At 33.3% G+C, this 20,001-nt stretch carries 13 protein-coding genes and 2 tRNA genes; 6 read left to right on the top strand and 9 right to left on the bottom strand.

Features of this window, described 5'->3' with window-relative positions; all coding sequences use genetic code 11:
• Window positions 1-103 precede the first annotated feature (103 nt).
• The 5 genes from J0871_RS12185 to J0871_RS12165 all read left to right on the top strand — a co-directional run bounded on the left by J0871_RS12185 (window position 104) and on the right by J0871_RS12165 (window position 7,777).
• The gene (locus J0871_RS12185; RefSeq protein ID WP_208225600.1) at window positions 104-835 is read left to right on the top strand and encodes a hypothetical protein; all 732 of its coding nucleotides are present in this window, start codon (window positions 104-106) and stop codon (window positions 833-835) included.
• 2 nt (window positions 836-837) lie between these two features.
• Window positions 838-3,588: a carboxypeptidase-like regulatory domain-containing protein gene (locus tag J0871_RS12180; RefSeq protein ID WP_208225599.1), complete on the top strand. Its 2,751-nt coding sequence runs from the start codon at window positions 838-840 to the stop codon at window positions 3,586-3,588.
• A 17-nt stretch (window positions 3,589-3,605) separates the two neighbouring features.
• On the top strand, window positions 3,606-4,772 hold the full coding sequence (locus J0871_RS12175) for a DUF4249 domain-containing protein (protein WP_208225598.1): 1,167 nt from the start codon (window positions 3,606-3,608) through the stop codon (window positions 4,770-4,772).
• Between the two features lie 15 nt (window positions 4,773-4,787).
• Window positions 4,788-6,497 (top strand): hypothetical protein, encoded by a 1,710-nt coding sequence (locus J0871_RS12170; RefSeq protein WP_208225597.1) that lies wholly within the window; start codon window positions 4,788-4,790, stop codon window positions 6,495-6,497.
• Between the two features lie 122 nt (window positions 6,498-6,619).
• Window positions 6,620-7,777, top strand: a complete 1,158-nt coding sequence (locus tag J0871_RS12165; protein WP_208225596.1) for a DUF4249 domain-containing protein — start codon at window positions 6,620-6,622, stop codon at window positions 7,775-7,777.
• A 10-nt stretch (window positions 7,778-7,787) separates the two neighbouring features.
• On the opposite strand, the gene J0871_RS12160 is transcribed toward J0871_RS12165, so the two are convergent.
• The 9 genes from J0871_RS12160 to J0871_RS12120 all read right to left on the bottom strand — a co-directional run bounded on the left by J0871_RS12160 (window position 7,788) and on the right by J0871_RS12120 (window position 18,315).
• Window positions 7,788-8,009 carry a hypothetical protein gene (locus J0871_RS12160; protein WP_208225595.1) on the bottom strand — a complete coding sequence of 74 codons (222 nt, stop codon included), beginning with the start codon at window positions 8,007-8,009 and terminating at the stop codon, window positions 7,788-7,790.
• A 128-nt stretch (window positions 8,010-8,137) separates the two neighbouring features.
• Window positions 8,138-10,339: an FG-GAP-like repeat-containing protein gene (locus J0871_RS12155; protein WP_208225594.1), complete on the bottom strand. Its 2,202-nt coding sequence runs from the start codon at window positions 10,337-10,339 to the stop codon at window positions 8,138-8,140.
• A 2,039-nt stretch (window positions 10,340-12,378) separates the two neighbouring features.
• On the bottom strand, window positions 12,379-12,798 hold the full coding sequence (locus tag J0871_RS12150; RefSeq protein ID WP_208225593.1) for a hypothetical protein: 420 nt from the start codon (window positions 12,796-12,798) through the stop codon (window positions 12,379-12,381).
• 71 nt (window positions 12,799-12,869) lie between these two features.
• Complete coding sequence (locus J0871_RS12145) at window positions 12,870-13,301, bottom strand: hypothetical protein (RefSeq protein ID WP_208225592.1); 432 nt, start codon at window positions 13,299-13,301, stop codon at window positions 12,870-12,872.
• Window positions 13,298-14,815, bottom strand: a complete 1,518-nt coding sequence (locus J0871_RS12140) for a hypothetical protein (protein WP_208225591.1) — start codon at window positions 14,813-14,815, stop codon at window positions 13,298-13,300. The genes J0871_RS12145 and J0871_RS12140 overlap by 4 nt, the downstream gene beginning before the upstream one ends.
• Window positions 14,816-15,097: 282 nt before the next feature.
• Window positions 15,098-16,309 (bottom strand): site-specific integrase, encoded by a 1,212-nt coding sequence (locus J0871_RS12135; protein ID WP_208225578.1) that lies wholly within the window; start codon window positions 16,307-16,309, stop codon window positions 15,098-15,100.
• Between the two features lie 249 nt (window positions 16,310-16,558).
• Window positions 16,559-16,633: transfer RNA gene (locus tag J0871_RS12130), tRNA-Pro, on the bottom strand.
• 215 nt (window positions 16,634-16,848) lie between these two features.
• A tRNA-Ser gene (locus J0871_RS12125) sits at window positions 16,849-16,930 on the bottom strand.
• 146 nt (window positions 16,931-17,076) lie between these two features.
• Window positions 17,077-18,315 (bottom strand): NAD(P)/FAD-dependent oxidoreductase, encoded by a 1,239-nt coding sequence (locus J0871_RS12120; RefSeq protein ID WP_208225576.1) that lies wholly within the window; start codon window positions 18,313-18,315, stop codon window positions 17,077-17,079.
• Window positions 18,316-18,434: 119 nt separating this feature from the next.
• Between J0871_RS12120 and J0871_RS12115 the strand changes: the two genes are divergently transcribed.
• Window positions 18,435-19,967 (top strand): aromatic amino acid ammonia-lyase, encoded by a 1,533-nt coding sequence (locus J0871_RS12115; RefSeq protein ID WP_208225574.1) that lies wholly within the window; start codon window positions 18,435-18,437, stop codon window positions 19,965-19,967.
• Window positions 19,968-20,001: the final 34 nt, after the last annotated feature.

Here is a 20,001-nt window from a genome sequence, read left to right as displayed (position 1 = left end):
TCAATTATTTATTTTTAATATTAATAAAAAAATATTAATGAAAATCTATTATATTTTGTAGTTTTCCGGAATTATTAGGTGTTATTCATCAATCCACTACTGAATGTTTAAAAATTACTTTCTTCCCTTATTCATCTTATCAATTTCTTTCACCACTTTTTCACAAGATTATTCCGAAGAAAAGATATACTCCTGGTATGATAAGCAGGTGGGAATTGAAAATTCTGTTTTATTTACAGGTATTGAGTATGTGGAGACAGATAGAATGATAAATGAAAAACATAAATTTTTTCAAACGCGGGATTTTCAAAATGGCTCTGTGAATTATGATGGGCAAGTATTCTATAATGTTCCATTAAAGTATAATATCTACGATGATTTATTACTTGTAAACCTACAGCTTCAACAAAGAAATTTAATTTTTCAATTAATTGGAGAGCGAGTTAATTTATTTAAAATTAACAATCATACTTTTAAATATTTAAAAGCAGAAAATAATACGAATATAAGAGGCTACTATGAAGTTATAAATGATGAGGGCAAATTTAAAGTTTTTAAAAAACACCTGAAGAACAAAATGGAAGTTCGGGATAGGAATGTGGCTTATAATGAATTTAGTACCGCAGATCCAGATTTCATTTTTAAGGTTGAAAACGATTTTTTTGAATTGAATAATCGTAGAGACCTGTATTCTATGTTCCCAAATTTAAAAGGTGCTATAAGAAGTTTTTACAACGCTAACAGGAAGCAATTACGCGATAACCCTGATGTATTTATGAATAAACTTGCCGCTGAAATGAACAATCTAATTTCTACTACTTCAACTGAAATTTAAGAATGAGAAAAACTCTACTCCTTTTATTACTTTTCTGCTTCCAATTTTCTTACGCTCAAAAAACTGATCAGGAAATTTCTTTAAATTTTACAAACAAAGAACTTCCTGAAATATTAAAGGAAATGGAATCTATCACCAATTTTAAATTCTTTTTTGAGGAAGATTGGTTTGGCTTAAATAAATATTCCGGGGAGTATTCAAATGAAAAACTTACTATAGTATTGGAAGATATCCTGAAGGAAACCAATATTAATTACTATATAAAAGGAGAACGTATTATTCTTACCCGTGGTAGTTTGATTTATGACAGGCTTCCGAAAGGCTTTTTAGAAATTCAGGAAGAAAGAGAAATAGTACAGGAAAACCAGAGTAATGATCCAGTTTTTTACAATGAGAATGAAGAACAGGCAGAAGTAGTTGAAACCGTTTTAATAGGAAAAGAAAACAGGCAATCTAATAGAAGTACATATCGGCTTTCTGGAAGAGTGGTTTCAGAAAAAGGAGATCCAATTTCAGGTTTAAATATTTTAATTCCTAACCAGAATAAGGGAACAGTTACAGATATTAATGGAAATTTTGAAATCAGACTTCCGAAAGGAATAAATATTTTAGAAACTCAGGCGCTAGGGGTGGACAAGGTTAAAAAACGCCTAATTGTATATAATGACGGAGTTTTAAATTTACAGCTAAACGAAAGCTTTGAAGAGTTGAGTGAAGTTTTGGTTGAAGCAAATGCCAGAGATAATGTAAGAACAGCGCTTACCGGTGTAGATAAAATAAACGTAGCTGAGATTAAAAATATTCCATTGGTATTGGGAGAGCGTGATATTTTAAAAGTTGCAACTACTTTACCAGGTATAACAACAGCGGGAGAAGCAGCCAGCGGATATAATGTGAGAGGCGGGAAAACTGACCAAAATTTAATTTTACTTGACGAAGGTGTTATCTATAATCCCACCCATTTTTTCGGTATTTTTTCTGGATTAAACCCTTTTACCACCGGCGATGTAAGTATTTATAAAGGAAGTATTCCTGCTGAATATGGTGGGAGATTATCTTCTGTGTTTGATTTAAATACCAAAACAGGAAATAAAGAGGAATTTGCGGGAGAGGTTTCTATTGGGCCGGTGACCGGAAATTTAAGCCTTGAGATCCCAATTGTAGATGGTAAATCGAGTTTAATAGTTGGGGGCCGGGGAACTTATTCTGATTGGATATTGAATCTTCTGGAAGAGGAATCTTTGCAAGACAGCCGGGCTTCATTTTATGATGTAGTAGCGAAATACAATCATAAATTTAATAATAGTGATGAGTTAAATGTAAGCGGATATTACAGCAACGATGTTTTTAGTATCACATCAGACTCCCTTTTTAGTTATACTAACAGAATGTTTTCCCTCTCTTATAATAAGTTTATAAACGAAAAACACCAGGGCGAATTGGTGGTGACTAATAGCAATTATGACTTCAATTTAGATTTTGAGAGTGACTTTGGGAATGATTTTGAATCTGGATATACCATTAATGAATCTGAAGTAAAAGTGAAAATGAAATATTTTCATAATAATGCTCATACTTTTAATTATGGAATAAGTGGCAAGTATTATAATGTTTCCCCAGGAAATATAAATCCCGGCAGCGCAGAATCACTTATTGAACCACTTAGTATCTCAAAGGAAAGAGCTTTAGAAACTGCCATATTTATTGAAGATAGTTTTGAAGTAACCGAAAGGTTATTAATAAATGCGGGATTAAGATACTCGTTTTATACAGCTTTTGGACCAGCTGAAATAAACAGTTATGAGGCCGGTCTACCCCGAAATGAAAATACAATAACGGACGTAGAAACTTATGATAGCCGGGAAGTGATTGAAACCTATGGTGGGCCAGAGGTGAGAATTTCAGGCAGGTATTTCTTAACACCTACATTTTCTACCAAATTAAGCTATAATAATACCTATCAATACATTCATACCTTATCTAATAACACAACTGCCGCACCAACCGATACTTATAAGCTTTCAGATAATTATATAAAGCCCCAAAGAGCTAATCAGTTTGCATTGGGATTGTTTAAGAATTTTGATAACAATATTTATGAACTTAGTTTAGAAGGTTATTATAAAACTTCAAATAACCTTTTAGATTATAAAGTAGGAGCCGATTTATTTCTAAATAAAAATATTGAAACTGAAGTTTTACAGGGGGAAGGTGAGGCATACGGAGCAGAGTTACTCTTAAAGAAAAATAAAGGGAGGCTTAATGGCTATTTAGGCTATACGTATTCAAGATCTTTTATAAAACTAGAGGGAGATTTCCAGGAAGAAACAGTTAATAATGGGGAGTTTTTTCCTACCAATTTTGACAAACCCCACGATTTTAGTGCGGTACTAAATTATAAGCTTACCCAGCGTTTCAGTTTTTCTGCCAACTTTGTTTATCAAACCGGTCGCCCAGTTACTTATCCTATTGCAAAATATAATTTTAATAATTCTGAATACGTAATGTATAGTGATAGAAACCAGTTTAGGATCCCTGATTATTACCGCCTGGATTTAAGTTTTAATGTGGAAGGAAATCATAAAATTGAAAAATTTGCACATAGTTTTTGGAATATTTCAGTGTATAATGTCTTAGGAAGAAATAATCCATATTCGGTATTTTTTGTAACCGATAGCGGAGAAGTAAAAGCTTACCAGAGTTCTATTTTTTCAATTCCAATTCCAACTATCACCTATAATTTTAGATTCTAGATAACTTAATAAGATTGATGAAATTAATTTTAAAATATAAAATTTTCTTTGCTTTAATTGGCCTTACTGCAACTCTCGCATCTTGTGTAAAAGAAATACCAATTGAAAACGAAGGTTTTGAAGAAGCGCTTGTTGTTGAAGGATCTATAACTAACGAGATAAAACAACAGCGAATTAAGTTGTCTCAGGCTTTTAAAATAGATACCACGGGACCAAATCCCTTATCTGGTGCAATTATTAGGGTTAATGAATATGTTTTTGAAGAAGAAGAACCGGGAATTTATTTTTCAAAAGATAGTTTTGCTGCCCAGCGCGGGATAGATTATCAATTAAGCATTTCTGTAAACGGCCATCAGTATGAATCCCAACCTATGCAATTACCTGAACCCAGTAATATTGGTAGATTAGAATCTAATAGGGTTAATTATCGTGGAGAAGATGGGGTAGCAATAACGCTAAATAATCAAAATACAACGGGAACGGCCAACTTTTACAGGTATGAGTTTATCGAGACTTTTAAATTCACCTCTAACATGTTTAAAACTTCAGATATTATTATAGAGAATGGTATCGCAAAAGTGGTCCCGAAATTAAAAGAAGAATACACTTGTTACCAAACAAACCAATCTCAGGATTTAATTCTTGCTAATACTAACTCACTTTCAGAAGATAGCGTAAATAATCTATTAATAAATTTTATAAATTCAAACCAACCTAAAATCTCTAATAGGTACAGTATTCTTGTAAAGCAATTTGTAATTAGTAGGGAAGCGTATACTTATTATGAAATTCTTGAGGAGTTATCAGGGTCTGATAATCTTTTTTCTCAAAGCCAACCGGGTTTTTTTGCAGGGAATATTTCAAATATTACTAATCCAGATGAAAAAATTATTGGCTTTTTCGACGTTTCATCGGTTTCAACTAAGAGAACCTATTTTAATTACAATGATTTCTATGATCCTGAAAGTATAAGGCCAAAGTTTGTTTCTGATGTTGTATGTGAAGTTACCTTTCCTACAATAGAGCTCTTAAGGGAACAACTGGAGAATAATGCGGTTAGATGGTACGAAACTCCAATTCCTTTGCCGCTAAACCAGGCGCGTCCTGTATATGTTGTGCCACGACGATGTGTAGACTGTACGGTATTTGGCACAAACGAAAAACCTGATTTTTGGGAAGATTAATTTCAAACTTATAAAATGATTAAAAAAATTTATATATTTCTCTTCTTTGCACTAGTTGCCCAAATCGTGACTGCCCAAATTGAAGATGAGGGTATTTTTTTTCAAAATGAAGTGCCAAAAGAACGGGTGTATCTTCACGTAAACAGTAGTTTATTACTTAGTGGAGAAAAATTACTCTATAAGTTTTATTGCCTTAACAGCGAAACCAACAAACTTAGCGAATTAAGCAAAACAGGTTGGGTAATTTTAGTAAATTCAGATATGCAACAGGTTTTTAAACATAAGTTGCAGCTTCAGGGAGGTCAGTCTTATTCAGAATTTTTTATCCCGTCAAATTTACCTTCAGGAGCTTATAAAATTTTAGCATATACCAACTGGATGTTGAATGCTGATCAAAACTATTTTGAACAGGATGTTTATGTTTTAAATCCCTATCAATCAGAAAATAAAGGATTTACTTTAAATGATTCTCAACCAACAATATCAAAAAATATTACTGCTGAAAAAAATACGCCTAATTTTAATTTAAAACTGAAGAAAACTTCATTCTCAACCCGGGAGCAAGTAGTCATCACTCTAGATGGTACTTCTAAAATAGAAGGAAATTTTTCAGTTTCAGTGAGACGAAAAAATAGTTTAAATAAACCTGAATTATGGAGCAGCACTAATTTTAATGAATCATATAAAAATATTCATTGGGATTTTTCAGATACGCTAATACTCCCGGAAGTACGGGGATCCCTTATTACCGGAAAGGTTATTAGTAGCGATAATCAACAAATAAAAAATAATTTAATAATCTCATTTCCAGGGCAGGAGCATCAATTAAAAATTGTTTCAACTGATGAAAATGGTGAATTTAATTTTATAATAGACCAGCCAGTTAATGAAGATGAAGTTTTAATTCAAATTGCCAACAATAAAAATGATAATTATAGTATACAATTAGCACAAAGGCCTCAACCAGATCTCAGCTCAATAACTTTTGAAACTCCAGAGATTTATGAGGGAGTTAAAGAATATATTTTAGAAAAAAGTATTAATAATCAGATTGAAAATGCATATTCGGCTACCAAAGCAGATCGCACAGTATTTCCCGGGAATAAAGGATATTTTTTTGAAGAAGAGCTAGAGAAGTTTAATTTAGATGATTACACCCGTTTTTCTGAGGTTACTCAAACTTTTATAGAAATTATTGAAAATGGTAGAATTAAAAGAAATGCTGATGGAAGCCATAGTATATTAGTACGAAATAGGAATACAAACGGAGAATTTATCTTGCCGGCATTACTCGTAATAGATGGGGTAGTGGTACAGGATCACGATAAATTAGTTTCATTTGAGGCAGAAAGAATTGAAAGTATTGGACTATTAAGAAGTAAATTCTTTTTTGGTCCAGAAATCTACCAGGGAGTTGTAGTTGTGAAAACCAAAGACGGAGATTTTCCTGAAGCTTTTAAAGACAATTCTATAAAGTTACAACCTATTAATACTACCCAAAATCGTAAGAAATATTATAGCCCCGATTATCAATCTGAAAATTTAGAACGCATTCCGGATTATAGATATCAACTCTGGTGGAATCCAACAGGAAAGTTTGAATCTGAAAATAATGAACTCAAATTTTATACCTCAGACCTTACCGGAGAATTTGAAATTAATCTTCAGGGGTTTACCAATAATGGTAAACCAATATCTTTAAAAAAAGATTTTAAGGTAGAATAGGGTATAAATACCATATTATACTTTTGTATATTAAAGATGTAAACGTTTAAAGCTTTTTAAGACGAAAAACAGGTAGCAACCACCAAGAGGTCTATTTTAAATTTTTACCATTCTAAATTTATATGACTTTAAGTTTGAAATATAGAGCGCATTTTTTTCTCATAGCTTTCGCGGTGTGTCTATCCTCTTGTGTAGAAGAAATTCCATTAAATTCAGAAAATTTTGAAGATGCTATTGTGATTGAAGCTCTGGTAACAAATGAGTTGAAAAAACACGAAATAAAACTATCGCAGGCTTTTAAAATAGATTCTACACGTCCTAATCCCTTGTCTGGAGCAAGCATCCAGGTAACAGGAAACCGAGATTATATGTTTGAGGAAGTGGAACCTGGTCGCTATTTTTCTATCGACAGTTTTGCTGCCCGCCCGGGAATAGAATACGAGCTTAATATTCGTGTGAACGGTAAAGAATTTAAATCTGACCCAACGCAACTGACGGGAAATAGTAATATTGGTGAATTAGAAGCTAATAGAATTAATTACCTTGGTGAAGATGGAGTTGCCATTACCCTAAACAATAAATCGTCTCCTGGCGGTACGAACTATTATAGGTACCAATATGTAGAAACTTTTAAGTTTAATTCAAATTATTTTAAGCATAAAGATTTGATTCTTGTAGATGGCTTACCCGTAGAAGTACCCAAGCAAAAGGAAGAATACACTTGTTACCAAACAAATAATTCCCAGGAGATAATACTTGCAAATACAAATTCACTAGCAGAGGATAGAGTGAGCGATTTACTAATTAAATTTATAGATTCAGAAGACCCTAGTCTTTCGAATAGATATAGCCTTTTAGTTAAGCAATATGTAATAAGTAGAAAAGCCTATAATTATTATAAAATTTTAGAAGAGCTTTCAGAATCTAATAATATTTTTTCTCAAAGTCAACCAAGGTTTTTCGATGGAAATATCCAAAGTACAAACAACCCAGATGAAAATGTTATAGGATTTTTCGATGTTTCTTCAGTCAATACAAAAAGAATTTATTTTAATTACGGAGATTTTTATAACCCAGAAGGTATTAGACCGCGATTTGTACCTTTTGCTCTTTGCGAAGAAACTTTACCAAGTCTCGATAATTTAATAGAACAATTAGAAAGAAATGCTGTAAGATGGGGAGGAGTAACCACATCGGGAGGTATCTATGTTTTGCCAGCTCGATGTGTAGATTGTACTTTTTTTGGAACTAATGAAAAACCTGATTTCTGGGAAGATTAATTGAAATTTATTAGCCTTTACTATCAGGATAATCTTCATACCAATCATCAAAGGTTTTCCTGGTTTTATAACTATCGGTGAGAACCTTATAAACAGTATATATGAGTAGAATTTGACCTATAAGGGTTAGATAAAAAATCACCGGAAAATTAATATTAAAATAAACCATGCTAGTTATTACTACTAACAGAAGCGAGGTGATTATTAAATATGTAATTCCATTATTTTTCATAACCTTTAAATTACAGAATATTGCTTACACCAACTCTTAAAGGGGCATTAAAGTATTGTTATGGAATTTAAAATTTTTGGTAATAAGTAATTTATTAACCATCGGGAGATTTAAAAAATAGGTGGTATTTACAGCGTTATTGATTTTAAATTCAGCTCTGTAGCTTCAGCTCTATTTTCTATAATTTTATAGAAGGTATTTACACTGAGGTTTTCAAAAACCTGTGAGGTACCGCTGCCGGCCCATTTAATTGTGATTTTTTGTATTTCTGAAGCCTTTCCTAATCCTATTTGAGCCCTTAAAGTAGAGGCACCAAAACTACCGCCAGAACTAATGGTATGAAATATAGAACGTGTTTTTCCATTTTCCGTAACTAAAACTTCAATTTCACTTCCTATGGCGGCCTTGTTTGCTTCAATTCCTTCTAGTTTTAAGCTTATCCAATTGTTTTCAGCATCATACGGATTAAGATATAGAGAATTAAAAAATTTATCACCTTCATAAGCGCCGCCCATAACTACGTGAATATCCTGGTCACCATCGTTATCAATATCAGAAAAAGAGACGGCGTGGCCTTTTTGTATATGGCCAAAGCCACCTGCTGTGGTCACATCCTGAAACTTTTCCCCTAAATTATTTCTAAAAACCCTGTTTGGAATAATAGACTCGTAACTTACTTCTCCTGTACTCAAATAAATATCAGGATAACCATCATTATCCAAATCGCCGTAATTGGCACCCATAGCGTAGCCTATTTTATCTAATCCAACCGCTGCAGAAACATCGGTAAATGTTCCTTTATTATTTTGATAAAGGCGCATCGTTTCAGCATTATTTCGTTCGCCTAAATACTCTTTAGTAATGTCTGGGACAATGGTGTAAAAATCGCTTTTTCGATATCCGGCTACAAAAATATCCATCCAACCGTCATTATTATAATCAAAAGACCAGGTGGGAAAACTGGAAATTTGCTCACCCAATCCTACTTCAGCTCCTGCTTCTTTAAAACTTATATTTCCCTTGTCATCACTTCCATTATTTAGATATAATAAATTTTTGCTTGAAGCCTGGAGCGTAGAAATATAAATATCCATCCAGCCATCGTTATTATAATCCCCGCTAGTTACACCTTTTATATAAAATGTTTGATCTTTTTTACTCACCGAAAGTCCTACACTGGAAGTTGTGTTAGAAAAAGTACCATCTCCATTATTTTTGAAAAATTCAGAAGGATGAATATTATTTTTTTCAGATTCATTTCCTATAAATAAATCTACCCAACCATCGTTATTAAAATCTGCCCAGGTGGCGGTTTGGGTAGGGTGGAAGGAAAGTAGACCAGATTCAATAGTAACATCGGTAAAAGTGCCATCTCCATTATTTTTAAGTAGAGAATTTGGATGTTTACCTAAAGTTCCCATCCAGGCACCCCGCATTACAAAAACATCTAGAAAACCGTCGTTATTATAATCTGCCTGTACCATATTCAGGCCACCTGTAACTAATTCTAAACCGGCAGTTTTTGTTTTTTCTGTAAATGTTCCATCTCCATTATTTATAAAATACCTAAGATTATCTGAAGGCGACCAACTGGAAACCAATACATCTAAAAGATGATCGTTATTAAAATCATCTACAATTCCGCCACCTGATAGCTCATTGACATTTAAACCTAATTTGGGGGCAATATCTTCAAATTTCTTCAGTGGATAATCAGATTCAAAAGCCCTTTCAGAAATTAACCATTTTTCGGGAACACCTTCAGGATATTCTCCTAAAGTCATATAAGCAATATTCAAAAGCCATTTACTATTATAATCGTGTGAATTTTGTCTTAAGAATTCTTCATAAAGTTTAATGGCATTCCTGGAGCCATTAGGAACCTGGTGAAAGCCTTTTGGATTAATTGGAATAATACAGGATGCTGAAGCATCATGATGATGTATACAGTTTTGCTGTTCACCCAGGCGCATATAAGCCAGAGCGAGTAAAGGGCCTATACTTTCTTCTTCATGAGCTTCCAGTTTGTATAATAGCAGCCCGCCGCTACTTGCATCTCTTAAATTTTCCAGGATAGTAATAGCTTCTTCGGTTCTACCGGCGTATAACAGGGCACGCGCTCTTTTAAGATTATATCTTTCTTTTTGGTTTTTTGGTGCCACTTGTGCTATGCTATCAAAATATGCTGCTCTTACTGAAGACGCATAAATATTTTCGGGTACAAAAAATTGATTTTCGGCTGTTTCCTCTAGAAGTTCAGGCATTGTCTTTTTATTGTCACAGGAAACAAAGACTAAAACTGAAAATAGGGTAGTAAATAGATACTTCATGATTTTATAAGGTAATATTACCTTTATTTCTATCTAAATGAATTGGATTTGCTGACTGATACAGATAGGTGAAATTGAATTATTTAATTTATTAAACCTAAGGAAATAAAATATTTTTATGAAGTGCCTTCAAATCTTTTTTTAATAATAGAAGGAAAATATTATATAAGGGTGTAAATGCCGAAACGTACGAGGAACCTCTGCTAATACTTCAGTTTAAGACATAAAAAAACCACTTAGGTTTCTAAGTGGTTTATATTAAGTCGGGGTGGCAGAACGCTTATAAAACGCTGAAACCGCCAGTATTTATATGGTTTCACGCAGATCCAGTTTTTTGAACTCACGATTAACTCACAATTTAAATAGAACGTATTGGTACAGTTTGATATTCTGACCTAATCAAATATACAAATAATTGTCTAAGAAATTAAACAGTTTTTATGGCCTTGATATACCCCGAAAAAGTACTCCCTAAATTCCATGAGAAACTATGGGTATTTTTAAAGCAAAGAAAAAACGATGAAACGATGCAGTAGTGATGCGGTTGTAAACTCAATATCATCAAGGCTTGCCGGAAGATTTTCATCAAAGCATCAATATAGAGCACAACAGAATAGAAAATCCTCCGATAATTTCTTCTTTTTTTGATGAAATGATGCCAGATATAAATAAGACCAGTAATATTGGGGATTTTCAGCCGCATCGTTTCCACATCACTTTTCCATCAAAAATAAAACGATGCGGAAATTTGTATAGATTTTTGCAGGTTTTGATATAAAAAAGCTAGTTAAAAAAGAAAAATATAGCCCCCAAATCTACCATAACTTACAGCGCTGGATCCTATGCTGTTTTTATAGCGTACGGGAAGTTAAGTGAAAAATAAAAACAGCATAGGGCGCAAAACCAATTTGCTTTTTATAATACCAGTAAATTTTAGCCTGTTTTCAGGGTGTTCCAGCCCGTTTACTGGTAATCTCTCCTTCACTTCACTACTCCGGTATAAAACTAGTGGTCTAATTCGGATTAAGTTTTGATCCTACTTTCAACGGTTTTACTGAGGATTTCAGGCTATTTGAGGTAAATTTTATCGTTTTAGCGGCAAGTTTTTTATTTTAAAACCTTTGCAACCATCGGGCGCAAAGCAAGATTGTCATTACAATGACACATCTTGCTTTCCTTTTCTTTAATGCATTTGGAAAACGAGCTACTAATTCAGTTTAATAATTTCGAGATTTTACTCAAAGAAAAATTTTAACTGCCTAAGTTCGCCATCATCTAGATAATAAAATTTACTTTTTTCATCTGGAGCATTTTCCTTTTGCCGGTGAAAAGAAAAAATATTCTAAATCAGGATGGACTGATTTATTCCGCTATTTTTATTTACTTCTTCCAGAGCCGTCGCATTACCTTTTGTTGCCATTCATCTTCAAGCTTTTAAATTATAGAGGAGTTATAAAAGCGTAGCGGTTATGCACTCCGGTTAATTTTAAAGCTTGTTTTTTTAGCATCAAAAGGTAAGGTGAAGCAAGAAGGTATAAAAAAACTCTGAAATCCTGATCGGTGAATTTTAGTTACTGCCCAGGCGGACTTGAGTCAAAAAGATTTTTCGATATTATTCTTTCAGTATTTAACATTCTAAGCTTTTTGGCTCGTGTCCAGGACAATTAGTAATGAACCCCTTTTGTAAAAATGGTGCTTTTGCGAAGTGGAAGTAAAAGTGGTGAATGGATACCATTTTAATACTTACTGGCTACTGTCATCTTTATTTTACGGAACTTTCCAAACAGGTATATCCCCTAGGGTGGATATTTTTTTAAAGTTTCAAATTTAAAAGTCCTGTAAAATCAGGGTTTTGTTAAAAAAGAAATCGAATAGCATCGCTCTGCGTGTTACCCTTTTGCTGTCATTCATTTTTAATTTTTTCCACGCTTTGCAACCAGATATTCTGCTCGGTAGACTCCTTAGTAAAATAGAATTAAACTGATGTTCTTCTATAGTACTATTCCATTTTTGTAAAAACTAACTTTTATTAAGATAATCTAATCCCCACATTCATTAAATTTATTCAATATAATTTTTTTTTCAGAAAAACTATACACAATGGTTCTTGTATTGCATTCGTGTATATATAAGGTTTTGTCTTCTTTCCAATTTGGAGAATACTGATCTTTATAAACCCGATTTATTAGTTTACTATTTATATACTTTTTTCCATCTTTAATTAAGCCTTGATACTTTCTATAATAATATGGATACCGATTTTCAGTTCCTTCAAGAGATTTTTCAAATTCATAAACTTCTTCAGGGGAAAGATTATATGTTTCACGATATCTTTCAGAAAAATATTCCTTACAGAGTATTACTCCTTCTATCCCTTCGTAGGTAATTTCTCTATATTCTTGAGAGTAAGATTGATTGATATAAAAAAAAATAAGGAAAAATATTTTTTTTAATATCATTTTCTGGTCTTTCTAAGGTATTTAATCCATTTATTCTTTTTCTGAATTATTTTTGATAAAAACCTAGGTTTTTATTTACATTCATAGTTTTTATTATAAATAATTTTATCCGTCAAAATATTATAGATAATTCCTCTTACCCCGCAAGTGTGGATATAAACCGTTTTATCTTCTTTCCAATTGGGATTATTATATTGATGCAAAGTATTATTTTTAAGCATTTTAACTGAAATAAGTTTTTGATCATCTTTTACAATTCCTTCATATTTCCTAACATACGATTTATAAGGTTTGCCTAGTTCATCTAATTTTTTTTCAAATTTATGTACTTCAGAAACCTTTAAATTAAATACCTCATGAGTTTGAAGATATTCATCAGTGAAATAACTTCGGCATAAGATCACTCCTTCACGCCCCATATAATTGGTTTCAACATACTCCTGCGAAAAGAGAAGATTATACATTAAAGTAAAGAACAATAAACTTAAGGTCTTAATATTCATAATTTTTCAGGTTTTTCGTGTACGTAATTACTGCAACTATTTCCTTTATTTGCTTGTTTTTCATAATAATCCTCATATTCGGCTGCTAAACTGGGATGATCGTCTTCAAAATTACTCCATGCCAATGTTCCCTCCAAACCTGCCCAGGCTAAAGCTTTATATTCCCAATCATCGTGAGAAGTTCCATTGGCTCGATCAAATTCTTTTAAACCTTCAATAATTCTCCCTCTATACATATCTGCCATATGATTGTGCATAAACGTTGGAATATTTTGATCTTCAGGATCAACTAACTGATACCAAGCTGAATAGTAATTCCAATAAGTCGGAAAATGATTTTCTAGTTCTGAATCAGGTTCAGGGTATTGATATACAGAAATCATTTTTCGCATAACTTCGGCATGTAATGCTTCATGAAGCATAGTTCTTGCCAACGAAATCGACGAAGCATTATCTACATAATGCTGATTTAGAGAAATATTTATAAGTTCATTATTGTTTGTTGCGTATGTTGTTCCATTTACGTCCTCAGGCAAAGCTCTAATATCCCATTCTATATGAGCTACAGGTGCTTCTCCCATAAAATCTTTTAGGACATTGTGCATAGTACCTGTGTTTTTTAGTTTAGAATAGACTTGATTTGCACATTCGTTATCTTCCAATTCTCCGTCATATATATGCTCCAACCATTCATATAATTGTTGGTCAAATTCAGATGATGAATCTCCTGAGGAGGAAGAGCCCCCAGTACCGGATCCGCCGGAATCTCCAGTTGAGGGGTGACCATAGCCCGCTGGAACCACACACCATTGTATTCCTGTGGGTGTTACACTTCCGTCGCTAAAAACTTCTACAAGTTCATAGCAAACTTCCTGTTCTGATTTATTATTCTGACGCTTAGATTTTTTTTCGGTCTTTTGAAGATCCTTAAGGTTGGTTTCAATGATAAAAATGTTATTATTTTTAAATATGTCAAAAAATAAATCTTCTCCGTTTAATTTTAATTTTTTATTTGACCCAACTAAATAAGAAAAGATATTGTCTGTGGTCTTATCTCTTAATATTATTAGAGCAAATTTATTTAAAACTTTATCTGATAATTTTATTTGATAGTTTTTGATAAATTTTATTTTAACCTGAGTAATTGAATAGTCCTCAAATTCAAAATGTTTTGCATTATTCCATTTTATCTTATCAATAAAATCGAGTATATCATTTTCTTTTTTATTCTGCTTTTGTAAGATGAACCAATCTTTGATAGGTTTAATAGAATCTTGATTATTAATATGACCTATTTGCTCATTTTCTGTAATTGGATCTTCCGTTTCACATCCGCTTAATAAAATACAGAAAAGGAAAAGGAAAACTTTAAAATAATTATTTTTCATTTGTTGATTTGTAAGGTAAGTTTTTTTAAAAAATTTATAACTGCAATTAAACAAATAAAGAAAAGAGAAAAAAACAATAATCCTATTGATATTCGATTTTGACCCACAGGCTGAACGAATTTTCATACAAATTAGTTTGGATCAACTGTATTTCATTAGGAGAATTCAAAAAATCCATTCCCATTTAAATACGTATTGCTATTCAGCCAAAGTTAAATCAGTAGAAATCTTGCTATTTCCCCTTAATTTAGCATTCATAGTTTTCATCTATATTTATTATACAAATCAAGATACTGATATTTATTTAGTTATATTTCACCTCGAAATATCCCATAAAATAGCTGTTAAGGAAGCTTTAAATTTATTCCCAAAAGATCCAGGTTTTATTATCAAAAACATTAATTAGGTTTAATTTTTATTATTTAATTTCATTCTCAGAGAGTCCATATCACTTGAAATTTTAGAATCAATTACCCGGGCATAAATTTGAGTAGTCGATAATTTGGTATGTCCCATAAGTTTAGATACCGTTTCTATAGGAACTCCATTAGCTAAGGTTACTGTGGTAGCAAAAGTATGCCTGGCTGAGTGGAAGCTTAATTCCTTATCGATTTTTACGGCTTTGGTTATTTCCCGTAAATATTGATTGGTTTTATGGTTGGAGTATACGGGAAGTAAAATATCACTGGAACATACTTTTGGATGATCCTGGTATTTTTCCAGAATACGTTCGGCTTCTTCTAACAGTGGGATTCTCAGCATCGTATTGGTTTTAATCCTTCGGGTATAAATCCATTTTTTTCCATCCACACCAATTTGAATATGCTTTTTCTTTAGCTCCTTGACATCTCCATAAGGCAAACCGGTATAACAACAGAATACAAAAATGTCACGATTGATTTTATGGGTACTTCTTGTAAATTTTTTGTCTTTTATCTTTTGTAATTCTGCTTTGGATAAGTACACCATATCTACCTGGTCAAATCGGAGTTTAAACCTTTTAGTTGGGTTCTTTTCAATCCAGTCTAAATCTTCGGCCAGGCGCATCAATTTTTTAAAACGTTCCATATGTTTCATTACACCGTTATTCTGAAGGCTTGGTAAACCTCGTAAATAACTTTCAAATCCCAGTGTAAATTGATAGTCAATCTGCTTTAAATAAATATCTGAAGTATGATATTGCACTATTAAATAATCTTTTAGGTAGTTTTCTGTAGTTGCATAATTTTTCATAGTCCCATACTTTAAAACCTTATCCATTTTCTCTTTGTGATAATTGATTAAATAGATTAGGGTAAAATGCTTCTGGTCAGTCCCAATAAATCTAGCCTTGACCGTCTGCGTGTTTACTAGCAGCCCTTCTTTGGTAAGGCTGTCATAGGTTTTATAGAGTTGTGCCTTGGTTTCATCAATTTTTTTATTGATCTGGCGGCTTTCCATACTACTACCGATAAGTTTACTGGCAGCTTGATTCCACTTGTCCGCCGGGATAGTGCGTTTTAAACTAATTTCTAATGATTTGCCGTTAACGGTAATTCGGGCATAGAGGAGGGCTAATTCAGATTGTTTTTTCTTTTTACGAATAATAAAAGAAATGGAAAAGGTTTGACTGGTGCGCATAGCTTTGTTGTTTAAATGAAACAATTATTAAGGCGAAAGTCAAACTAACAATACGTAATTATAGAGTATCAGTAATCTAAAAATACAAAAAAAATAGCTCACGATTAACTCACAAATTCACCGTGAACTCACGATTAACTCACATTAAATTTAACACTTTTTGTTAAATTTTGAGCACAAAAAGAAAGGGTAACTATATGAAAACCATATAATTACCCTTAATTTGTGTTAAAATATAACTTGTTAAAGTCGGGGTGGCAGGATTCGAACCTGCGGCCTCCTGCTCCCAAAGCAGGCGCGATAACCGGGCTACGCTACACCCCGAGTAATTTTTTAATCGCGCTCGACGCGATAACTGGCCAGAGGATATCCCAACAATATTGAGACTATACCTATAGCTTAAGCTTACTAGCTTAAAAATTTTAGCCTTTCCGATCCAAAATACTCTTTCAAAAAGCAGTCCGGGAGACGGAGGAAGATTATCCCTATCTTTTCCAGAAGAAAAAGGAGAATAAAAATCCGCAGACTAAAAAATCTTGCGGAGAGACCGGGATTCGAACCCGGGCATCCCGAAGGATGACAGCTTAGCAGGCTGCTGCATTACCACTCTGCCACCTCTCCAATATTTAAGAACGTGCAAACAATTTTGCGGTTGCAAATGTAACTTTTACTTACTTACCTTCCAAACTTTTTTAGGCTAAAGAATGCAATAAAATAAGTAGTAATTTTTAAACGCTTTGACATCAGAATTTTAAGATTAAAAGTTTTTAAACATTTATTTCTTCCTGGTCTATTAAGCGCGCTACATTTTTAATAATTCGTTGGTGATTCTTTACAAACGGATTGCTTTTATCCCAAACATAGCCTGCGAGAACTGCACAAATTTGTTCTTTTATTTCAGTTTTTGGCATTTCATGGAAAAACAATTTTTGCAAATTCCCGGTATACCATTCTTTTACATAACTGCTAAATACCGAAATTCCTTTTTGCATATATTCAGCATAATCTTTTTCCCAATTTACAGCCTTACCTTCAACTTCAAGTTTGGCAAGCTTGGCAGCCTGCAAACCAGATTCGGTGGCAAAGGCAACTCCCGATGAGAAAATGGGGTCAAGAAACTCGGCGCTGTTTCCGCATAAAGCGAATCCGTGGCCATACATTTTCTTTACATTTCTTGAAATATTTGGAATTTTTATCGGGTTAAAAAGAAATAATTCCTCGTCAAATCTGCCCCGGTAATATTTCAGTTCTTTGAGCATTTCCCTAAAGGCTACTGAATTATCACTACTAAAACCTTTAAACCACTCATCCTCGCTAACGAAACCGAGACTGGAATTTCCATTTGAAAAAGGAAAATACCAAAACCAGGTTTTTGTATCCAAAACTTCAAAGGTTATCAATTCACCTTCTTTTCCTTTTGGTCTATTTGTTTCTTTAATATGAGTAAAGATTGAAGAATTACCCGTAATTTTCGGAGAAGTATTCAAGTCTAATTGCTTAGCTAAAACCCGACCGTTACCGCTGGCATCAATTATAAAATCAGCGTTTATCTCGATATTTTCTTCAGAGTTGATAAGAATTTCAGTAGTCGATTTTTTCCCGTAGAAATTCACATTAAAAACTTCGGCACCAAAGAATATTTCTACGCCCTGTCGCTGAATTTCATTTGCCAAAACCAGGTCAAAATCGGCTCGTGGTACCTGCCAGGTCCAATCCCAACCATTGCCATATTTTTCACTAAAATCAAATTCACCAACTTTTCCGTTTTTTATAAACCTAGCGCCATATTTTTTCTGAAATCCGGCTGTCATAATAGCGTCCAGTAATCCAGCTTCCTCAAAATTTTCCATACTCTTAGGAAGTAAACTCTCACCTATACTAAAACGCGGAAAATTACTTTTTTCTACCACCAAACAATTAACCCCGTGCTTTTTCAAATAACCGGCAGCAACCATTCCAGATGGTCCTGCGCCAATAATTAAGATTTGGGTTTCAAGTTTTTTCATTTTAAAGGTTTCAACTATTTGGATCTCCATTAAATATTCATTCTAAATCGAAAATCAGCAATTTTAAATACGGTCTAAATATAGTACATTTGTTAAGATTCTTAACAATAATGCGGCCTATGCTCCAAATTAATGATGCCCTTAGCCTGGAAGATTTTTACAAGGTTTTGTTTGAAAATACTGAAATTCAGTCTTCTTCACAAAATCTTTCCAAAATTGAATCCAGTTTTGAGTTTCTAAAAGATTTTTCTCAGAATAAGGTGATATATGGCGTAAACACGGGTTTTGGCCCAATGGCCCAGTATAAGATAAAAGATAAGGACCGTATACAACTTCAGTATAATTTAATTAGAAGTCACGCTTCAGGTGCCGGGAAACCTATGGAACCGCTGTATGTAAAAGCGCTGATGCTTGCGCGTTTAAATACGCTTTCCCTGGGGAAATCTGGCGTACACAAATCTGTGGCTGAAGTTATGCAACAGCTTATCAATAAAAATATTACCCCATTAATTTTTGAACATGGTGGAGTAGGAGCTTCGGGAGATTTGGTGCAATTAGCGCATTTAGCGCTGGTTTTAATTGGAGAAGGAGAAGTTTTTTATAAAAATGAACGTCGTGAAACTAAAGAGGTTTTTGCTGAAGAAAATATTCAACCTATAAAAATTGAAATCAGGGAAGGCCTGGCTTTAATGAACGGTACTTCGGCAATGACCGGCATTGGGATTGTAAATATAATTTACGCCAAACGCCTGCTCAATTGGTCGGTTTTTTGTTCTTCGGCTATTAATGAGATCGTTCAGGCTTACGACGATCATTTATCTGAAGAGTTAAACACCGCTAAAAAACATATAGGCCAGCAAAAGATCGCTGAAACAATGCGAAATCATTTAAAAGACAGTAAACTTACGCGAGACCGTAATGAGCATTTGTATAATGATACGGCCGATAAAAACACGTATTTTAAAGAAAAAGTACAGGAATATTATAGTTTGCGCTGCGTGCCACAAATTTTAGGTCCGGTTTATGACACCATAGAACATACCGCCAAAATCCTTATCGAAGAAGTAAATTCTGCCAACGATAATCCTATTATAGATGTGGAAAACGAGCATGTGTATCACGGCGGAAATTTCCACGGAGATTATGTAGCTCTGGAAATGGATAAATTAAAATTGGTGGTTACTAAACTATCAATGCTGGCGGAACGTCAACTCAACTATTTATTGAATAATAAACTCAACGATATTTTACCGGCATTTGTAAATCTTGGAAAACTGGGATTAAATTTTGGATTGCAGGGCGCGCAATTTACCGCGGTTTCTACAACTGCCGAGAATCAAACTTTAGCTAACCCAATGTATATTCACAGTATTCCAAACAATAATGATAACCAGGATATTGTGAGTATGGGCACTAATGCAGCGAATATTACAAAAACTGTTATAGATAATGCTTTTGAAGTACTTTCGGTAGAAATTATTACTATTGTGCAGGCTTTGCGGTACCTGGATTTTGATGAAAAACTATCAAAAAAAACCCGGGAGATTTTTAAGGAAATGAATAAAATTATCCCTGAAATAAAAGAGGATTTCCCCTTGTATAAAACCAACGCCGAAGTAAAAGATTATCTAAAAAATAACGAAGTTTATTAAGAATGTGAGGTCTAGCACAGTTGAGACCTACCTG

It is taken from the genome of Salegentibacter sp. BDJ18, from assembly GCF_017579965.1.
Classification (GTDB): Bacteria; Bacteroidota; Bacteroidia; order Flavobacteriales; family Flavobacteriaceae; genus Salegentibacter.
Note: the sequence above shows the minus strand (reverse complement) of the source record. Positions and strands in the feature narration are given on the sequence as shown.

Bases quoted from the DNA above. Each gene is read 5' to 3' on its own strand.
- J0871_RS12185 (WP_208225600.1), top strand. From the start codon at position 104: ATGTTTAAAAATTACTTTCTTCCCTTATTCATCTTATCAATTTCTTTC.
- J0871_RS12180 (WP_208225599.1), top strand. From the start codon at position 838: ATGAGAAAAACTCTACTCCTTTTATTACTTTTCTGCTTCCAATTTTCT.
- J0871_RS12175 (WP_208225598.1), top strand. From the start codon at position 3,606: ATGAAATTAATTTTAAAATATAAAATTTTCTTTGCTTTAATTGGCCTT.
- J0871_RS12170 (WP_208225597.1), top strand. From the start codon at position 4,788: ATGATTAAAAAAATTTATATATTTCTCTTCTTTGCACTAGTTGCCCAA.
- J0871_RS12165 (WP_208225596.1), top strand. From the start codon at position 6,620: ATGACTTTAAGTTTGAAATATAGAGCGCATTTTTTTCTCATAGCTTTC.
- J0871_RS12160 (WP_208225595.1), bottom strand. From the start codon at position 8,009: ATGAAAAATAATGGAATTACATATTTAATAATCACCTCGCTTCTGTTA.
- J0871_RS12155 (WP_208225594.1), bottom strand. From the start codon at position 10,339: ATGAAGTATCTATTTACTACCCTATTTTCAGTTTTAGTCTTTGTTTCC.
- J0871_RS12150 (WP_208225593.1), bottom strand. From the start codon at position 12,798: ATGATATTAAAAAAAATATTTTTCCTTATTTTTTTTTATATCAATCAA.
- J0871_RS12145 (WP_208225592.1), bottom strand. From the start codon at position 13,301: ATGAATATTAAGACCTTAAGTTTATTGTTCTTTACTTTAATGTATAAT.
- J0871_RS12140 (WP_208225591.1), bottom strand. From the start codon at position 14,815: ATGAAAATTCGTTCAGCCTGTGGGTCAAAATCGAATATCAATAGGATT.
- J0871_RS12135 (WP_208225578.1), bottom strand. From the start codon at position 16,309: ATGCGCACCAGTCAAACCTTTTCCATTTCTTTTATTATTCGTAAAAAG.
- J0871_RS12120 (WP_208225576.1), bottom strand. From the start codon at position 18,315: ATGAAAAAACTTGAAACCCAAATCTTAATTATTGGCGCAGGACCATCT.
- J0871_RS12115 (WP_208225574.1), top strand. From the start codon at position 18,435: ATGCTCCAAATTAATGATGCCCTTAGCCTGGAAGATTTTTACAAGGTT.